Below are 4,348 nucleotides of genomic sequence, written 5' to 3' on the forward strand. Positions count from 1 at the left end.
CAAAGGACAGGAGCAGCAATATTTAATTGAGGATAACCATGAACCGATTGTATCCAAGGAACTATTTGAAGCGGTGCAAAAGGAAAAGGAACGGAGAGCCAAGCTAAAAGGTAATGTCATGGGGGATAGTAAAAGATACTCCAGTAAATATGCACTAAGCAGTAAAGTATATTGTGGATGCTGTGGGGCCATTTTTAAACGCCGAACCTGGAACAGCAATAATCCATCCAAAAAAGTAGTATGGCAATGCAAAACATATGTCAATGAAGGTAAAGCAGCCTGTGATGCCAAATCAGTCGATGAACCAATTTTACATTCCGCGTTTGTACGATTGTTCAACCGGATGTATGAGAACAAGAAAAGATTGATTAAAACGCTGAAAGCCAATATTGAATCGGCACTTTCCAGCAAAGTAGGGCAAGAACCGCTATTGGACATTGAAGGACAGATGCAACAATTGAAATCCGACTTGAAGGAATTAGTGAATCTCAAGCTACGGAATCAAATTGATGAAACGGTATATGATGAAGAAACGAACAGACTTTCCAATGAACTCAACGAGCTACGACAACAGAAGCTGACACTGGAGCAGGAGCATGAGCAAAAGGCACAACTCAAGGAACGTGTCGATGAAATTATCCAAGTCCTAAGTTCACAGCAGGATATACTAGAACAATTTGATGATAACCTATTCAATGCGTTGGTGGAGAAGATCACGATTCTCTCACCAGCGCATTTTGTTTTTACCATGAAAAGTGGAATGGACATAGATGAAATATTGGACTAAAAAATCATAGGCTAAAGTGATCAAAAGCTAACGAGTAACTGTGGAATGTATGACGGGAAGAATCAATCGAATCCCGTCTTTTACTCCTTCCATATAGATGGATTGTTTGTCCTGACTTAGCTGGTAACCTATGGCTTCTTCCCATTCGGTTAGCAGATGCTGAATATCCTCAGTTTGGTTAATTTTGAATTGATCCATTTTGGTGAATAGATTTTTGTCCTCTGATGAACATGAAGTCTGTTGTTCACTGGCTAGTTCTAATTGATAAAAACGTTGCCGTAATGCTTCCAGTAACCAATCTGGCCAATTTGACATAGTACATTTCCCTCCCGGTTGAAGTGTGTGTATGTTAACTCTGATGGGGAGGGTGATGGCAAGTCATTGTTTTTGAGTGAAGAGATGTTGAATTATCTTTAGAAAATCATTTTCACTAAGAGAATTTTGGATTTAAATTTAAATATTCGTATAAACACCCTATTTGAGTGATGAGATAACAAAAAACAGGTCAATTACGGTGGTATCTAACCATAATCAACCTGTTTGATGTAAAGGAATAGCGTTATTTAGGTTATAAAATTAAAGCATTTGATGTGCGTACAAACGAAACGACGAAATCTTTATACGGGTATTACATAGGTTAACTGTATTATTGTTTGAATGATGGGTTCATTCAGCACTGGGTAGCCCCCACCGCTAACTACTACTGTATGCTCATCCCATTATCTCGGAAAAGGGGTATCATTTAGAATTTTACATGATATTTTTTTTGCAGCAATGAAAATCGGTGGGCTTTCAAAATCCTCCACACTTACTTTGAAGATGTAATTCCCTAGTTCCACCTTGTATTTTTGATTCATTTCAAGAGTTTCTTCATCATTGGCTAGTTCAATAAATACTTTTGATGTGTCTGTGTGCCATAAAAACAAAGTTGAAACAAAATATGGTTCTTCAAACTCAATATCTATCGCGTACTCATTACTACTTTGGTCTATGCTACCTGACAAAACAATTTGCCATGTGTTCATTTGACAAAATTCAAAGTCCATCCATAAACATTGGCTTAAATACAAGTTAATTTTGTCAATCTCTTTCTTAACCTCATCTAAACTCATTACAAACATAAAAATCATCTCCTAAGGTAAGTCTATGTGAGTATTTTTTGCTCCAGTAACGTTAAAATTCGGGTTCAAGTCTCCCTTTTTATTAAACTCTTTCAGTTCACTTTCCTTGTACCATTTTCCATCTGTCCCCAAATATTCAGTACCACTTCCTTGAACTTTAGGGTCAGGATTAGGAACTGATTTTCTTGAGACTCTATATATACTTCCAGCATTGGTGTGTTGACTATTGCCGGGATGTATTCTTACCTCGTATACATAACCATCTGCCGTCCAAGGATGCTTAAGTCCATTTGGTATGCTCGTCAATCCCTGTTGTTCCAACGCTTCATCAAGGAAATCTTTAGGATTTGTTGAGTTGAGGAACTTCCTTCCCTTACCACCATTACCCGTCCCCTCAGGAGTTTTACTCGGATTCGTTGATTTAGGTGTTTCCTTAGGTCTACTAAAATTTGCCCCATTATAAGTCGGCGAATCATTGAATTCATCAATCGGCTTGTTTACACCTGGGCCACCTTTTGGGTTGGGTTTTACAGGCGGATTCTCTACAATAGGTGGTTGGCTGGGCCTAGCGGGAGGCCTTCCAGCAGTCCCCATACCGATACGAGCTCCTACAACCCCATAAGTCGTGTTTTCGACTAAATCACTTAGACCTGTCCTCTCCATGTAATCTCCTGATTCCTGCCCGATGAAACCCTGATTGTATCGAGTAATGAGTGCATCCATTTTCTCTTTGTCCAACTCAATAGCATTTGTTGAGTCTACCCCCATAGCTACTAATCCATTTTCTATGGCATTTAGGGTTCCTTCATCCCATACTTGTGTTCGCTTTGTGTTGACGATGCGCTGGATGGCAGCCATTTTATTGGGGTCTTTAATATCATACAGTGATAGTTTGCGCTGCATTGTAATTTCAGTGCGTAGTGCTTGCTCAGCTTGCTTTAGCTTACCTTCATCCTGCCACCAGTTGACTGTAAAATAATCAGTTTGATTCCAATATGAAGTATACTCCCTAGTTTTTCTTTCTCTCCATAGTGCAAGTTTTGGATTCTCATGTTTCTGTGTTTGCGCTGCCTGAAGGCGTTGTTTTTCCTTATAATCCCTGAGCATTTTATCTCGAACACTTTTAGGAACTTGCTGATAGGCATGAGCCATAGCATTAGACTCTTTCAGCAGGTTTTGAACCAACTCCAATGGGCCACCGGAATCAGCCAAATGACGCGCACTCGTATATACTTTACCTAAAATCCACTTGCTATAATAGGCTTGTCTCGCTTGCTCATGCTCATATTGACTGATTAGTCCTTGGAGTGCTAAACCAGCCAAGTGTTTGAGCGGGTGCAACCCCGTTTCTTTACTGCCTCCAACCGTTGGCGTTCCTTTACTACGAATAGGGATGGCTCCAGTTGCTTGTAACACGGTTGCCGCCACTTTACCTGCTGGCCCACCCACCGTATTCAACATCACACTGGCTACGTTCCCAACTACGGGAATGGAACCTAACAGCTTGGATACCGTTCCCATCAAGGCATTCGCCTGTTGAAGTGCTGCTGGAGTTGTAACTTTTGCTTTAGGAGTAGAGGCTTGGCTGCTAGATGAATCCTTTGCTGCTGATTGGGCTGCTTCATAAGCTTTTATGCTCATCAATGGTGGCTCAGGCACAGGAGGGAGGTCAGCTACAAAAACGGGAGCTTTCACCGTACCTTCCTGATATATCACTGGAGACTTGGTATCCGTCTCACCATCCAGCACCATGCTACTTTCTCCACCTTTGAGATACAGCGCTGTTCCAGCTTCCAGCGATAGTTCCTCACCTGCATCAAGCTTCACATGACCACCCTGAATCTGCACATCCCCCGGACTGTTGATGGTGATGCCCGTATCCTCGTGCAGTGTAATTGAAAATCCATCCGAGGTGGACAGGGTCAGTTCTTGCTCAGACATTTCTACGCCGCTACCTTGCACATGTTGCCAAACCTTCACATTCGGCTGTCCATTTGTGTGGTGCTGTTGTCGGAGCGAATCCGTCACATAGGCATCCTGTTCGCGGTGTGTAGGCAGATACAGTTCTACTTGTTCCCCGATCTCAGGCATATCGTACCAACCACTGTGTTCTTCGGCTACATATCGAGTCGCCACGGGAAACCAGCAGGCTTTGGCAGGGTCTTGCTTCGGGTCGATGTCCAGTTGAAGCTGTACGAAATCCTGCTGTACCTTGAGCACCGTTCCTGTCAGCGAAATCCCGGTGGCCTGATCGTTTTCATAACGGGCATAGCGAATATTCTGTTCCGCTTGGAGATCATAACGGGTACGCAGTAATCCATCCTCTAACCGTGTCACTGCCCGAACGACGACCAACTCTTTGCCTTGTCCGATGGGTAACGTGATGAGGTCGCCTAGCGCGTAGTATTGCAGACTTTCAATCATATAGGTGACATACGAG

At 42.5% G+C, this 4,348-nt stretch carries 4 protein-coding genes; 1 reads left to right on the forward strand and 3 read right to left on the reverse strand.

Annotated features, from left to right (window positions below):
• A partial coding sequence (locus L696_RS0110870) for a recombinase zinc beta ribbon domain-containing protein (protein ID WP_025683648.1) occupies positions 1–787 on the forward strand: 787 nt, incomplete at its 5' end.
• Positions 788–814: 27 nt separating this feature from the next.
• On the opposite strand, the gene L696_RS31460 is transcribed toward L696_RS0110870, so the two are convergent.
• From L696_RS31460 to L696_RS31915, 3 genes are all read right to left on the reverse strand, one after another.
• Complete coding sequence (locus tag L696_RS31460) at positions 815–1,102, reverse strand: hypothetical protein (protein WP_025683649.1); 288 nt, start codon at positions 1,100–1,102, stop codon at positions 815–817.
• Between the two features lie 404 nt (positions 1,103–1,506).
• Positions 1,507–1,908 (reverse strand): hypothetical protein, encoded by a 402-nt coding sequence (locus L696_RS0110880; protein ID WP_245233346.1) that lies wholly within the window; start codon positions 1,906–1,908, stop codon positions 1,507–1,509.
• A 12-nt stretch (positions 1,909–1,920) separates the two neighbouring features.
• The coding region (locus L696_RS31915) for an adhesin (protein ID WP_245233347.1) at positions 1,921–4,348 on the reverse strand (2,428 nt) is incomplete at its 5' end.

This window comes from Paenibacillus maysiensis (assembly GCF_000520815.1).
Classification (GTDB): domain Bacteria; phylum Bacillota; class Bacilli; order Paenibacillales; family Paenibacillaceae; genus Paenibacillus; species Paenibacillus maysiensis.

What these genes read in the sequence shown, in the direction of transcription:
- L696_RS31460 (WP_025683649.1), bottom strand. Translation starts at nt 1,102, where the DNA reads ATGTCAAATTGGCCAGATTGGTTACTGGAAGCATTACGGCAACGTTTT.
- L696_RS0110880 (WP_245233346.1), bottom strand. Translation starts at nt 1,908, where the DNA reads ATGTTTGTAATGAGTTTAGATGAGGTTAAGAAAGAGATTGACAAAATT.